This window comes from Variovorax sp. 05L425 (assembly GCF_056397705.1).
Genome location: NZ_JBFTNY010000061.1, coordinates 1 through 2471 on the forward strand (window position 1 = coordinate 1; position 2471 = coordinate 2471).

The 2471-nt window shown below is 66.0% G+C and carries 2 protein-coding genes; one reads left to right on the forward strand and one right to left on the reverse strand.

All coding sequences use genetic code 11. The features are described 5' to 3' along the window. The first annotated feature begins 161 nt into the window (after positions 1–161). Positions 162–1208 carry a histone deacetylase family protein gene (locus tag AC1DN9_RS29915; RefSeq protein WP_478105995.1) on the forward strand — a complete coding sequence of 349 codons (1047 nt, stop codon included), beginning with the start codon at positions 162–164 and terminating at the stop codon, positions 1206–1208. Between the two features lie 24 nt (positions 1209–1232). On the opposite strand, the gene AC1DN9_RS29920 is transcribed toward AC1DN9_RS29915, so the two are convergent. Beyond that, complete coding sequence (locus AC1DN9_RS29920) at positions 1233–2267, reverse strand: DctP family TRAP transporter solute-binding subunit (RefSeq protein WP_478105996.1); 1035 nt, start codon at positions 2265–2267, stop codon at positions 1233–1235. Positions 2268–2471: the final 204 nt, after the last annotated feature.

Consider the following 2471-nt stretch of genomic DNA (forward strand, 5'->3'; position numbering starts at 1 on the left):
CCTGCAGTGCTCGCCTCAGGCGGGGTCCGCGTGAAACTCGCTTCGCTCAGACACACGCGGCCCTGATCCGCCTGAGGCTGCGCGCTTCGGCGGCGCAGAAGGGTCGCACAGCCCGCACCGCATACCGGGCTCCGGGGGTGTTCAGGCGCTACGCTACATACATGCTCACGATCTACAACGACCGCCACGCGGTCCACCACGGCAAGTTGGAGATGTTCCGCGGCGAACTCGTGCCGTGCTTCGAAATACCGGCCCGTGCCGACTACGTCCTGCAGGAACTGAAGCAGCGCAAGCTCGGCGCGATCGAATCGCCGGATGCATTCGACGATGCCGCCGTCGCCCGCGTCCACGCACCGCGCTATCTCGATTTCCTCGCCCACGCTTGGAGCGAGTGGGTCGCACTCGATCCGGCCAATGCCGAGCGCGATGCACTGCCTTCGTACTGGCCGATTCGCACCTTCCGTTCCGACGTGCTGCCGGCCAGCTTCCCCGCGCGCATGGGCTTGTTTTCCTATGACGCGGGCACGCCACTCACCGCCGGCACCTGGGAAGCCGCACGCGCGGGCGCTTGTTGCGCGCTGACCGCTGCCACGCGCGCGCTGCAAGGCGAGCGCGCCGCGTTCGCGCTCACACGGCCACCGGGACACCATGCCGGCGCGGACTTCTTCGGCGGTTATTGCTTCCTCAACAACGCGGCCATCGCCGCGCAGGCGTTGCGCGATGCGGGCGTCGATCGTGTCGCAGTGCTCGACATCGACTATCACCACGGCAATGGCACGCAGGCGATCTTTTACGAGCGCGCCGATGTGCAGTTCACCAGCATCCACGGCGATCCTCACACCGAGTACCCCTACTACCTGGGCTACGCGGACGAGCGCGGCGTCGGCGAGGGGCTGGGCTTCAACCGCAACCTGCCGCTGGCGCGCGGCAGTGGCTTCACGGTCTGGCGTGATGCATTGAAGAATGCGCTGCGCGGCATCGCCGAGTTCAAGCCCGGCGCGCTGGTCGTGTCCTTGGGGCTCGATACTTTCGAGGGCGATCCGATTGCGGGCTTCACGCTCGCCACGCCTGACTACCTGTGCATCGGCGAGGATCTGGCGCGCGCCGGCCTGCCGACGGTTTTCGTCTTCGAGGGCGGCTATGCGGTAGCGGAGGTGGGTGCCAACGCCGTCAATGTGCTTGACGGCTTCATGCAGCACGCGGGCTGAGCGCCCGCGTCCCGTTGGCGTTGACTACTGCTTGCGTGCCGCGACGGCCTGCTCGGCCTTTGCCACGAGGTCGTTGCCGACGGTCGACTTCCACTTGGTGTAGACCGGACGCGTGGCCTTGACGAAGGCATCGCGTTCCGTCGGCGTCAATTGGGTCACTGTCACGCCCATGCCGGCGATGTCCTTGAGCACCGGCTTGTCGGCACCGGTCAGTCCCTTGCGGGCCAACGCGATGTTTTGCTTGCCGGCGTCGACTGCGGCCTGACGGACGATCGCCTGATCGGCAGGCGTCCATGAGGCCCAGATTTCCTTGTTGACGACGAACACCAGCGGATCGCAGACGTAGCCCCAGGTGGTCACGAACTTCTGGCCGACGGTCTGCATCTTGAGCACGGTGAACAGGAAGAGCGGGTTCTCCTGGCCGTCGACAGCGCCGCTGGCGAGCGCGGGTTGCGCGTCGGCCCAGCTCATCTGCGTCGGGTTGGCGCCGAGTGTGCTGAACATGTCGGAGAAGATCGGCGAACCGACGACGCGGATCTTCATGCCCTTCAGGTCGTCGGGGGACTTGATGGGCTTCTTGGAGTTGGTGATTTCGCGGAAGCCGTTTTCGCCCCATGCGAGCGGCACGACGCCGGCCTTGTCGAGCGTGCTGAAGATGTCCTTGCCGACTTCGCCTTGTGTGAGCGCGTCAACGGCCGCGTAGTCGGGCATGAGGAAGGGCATCGAGAAGAGATTGAGCTGCTTGACCTGCGGGGACCAGTTGATGGTCGAGCCTACGGCCATATCGATTACGCCTTGGCGCAATGCGCTGAACTCGCGCGTCTGGTCGCCCTGGATCAGCGACACGCCGGGGTAGAGCTTGATGTTGATGCGGCCTTGGGTTCGCTCTTTCACCAGGTCGGCCCAGATGCGGCCGGCTTCGCCCCACGGCGTCGGGGGGCCTAGCACCAGCGACATCTTGTATTCGGCCTTGTAGGTCTGCGCGGCGGCAGCTACGGAGAAGCCGCCCAACGCGGCAGCAACGGCCAGGACGCCGAGCAGGGAACGACGGAATTTCATGGGTCAGGTCTCCTTTGGGTAATACGTTTGGACGAGTGGGGGGCGTCTGTTGGGGGGGTCCGCCCGGTATGCGGTGCGGGCTGTGCGACCCCGCTGCGCCGGCCCTTCGGGCTTCCCTGCAGTGCTCGCCTCAGGCGGGGTCCGCGTGAAACTCGCTTCGCTCAGACACACGCGGCCCTGATCCGCCTGAGGCTGCGCGCTTCG

What these genes read in the sequence shown, in the direction of transcription:
- AC1DN9_RS29915 (WP_478105995.1), top strand. Translation starts at nt 162, where the DNA reads ATGCTCACGATCTACAACGACCGCCACGCGGTCCACCACGGCAAGTTG.
- AC1DN9_RS29920 (WP_478105996.1), bottom strand. Translation starts at nt 2,267, where the DNA reads ATGAAATTCCGTCGTTCCCTGCTCGGCGTCCTGGCCGTTGCTGCCGCG.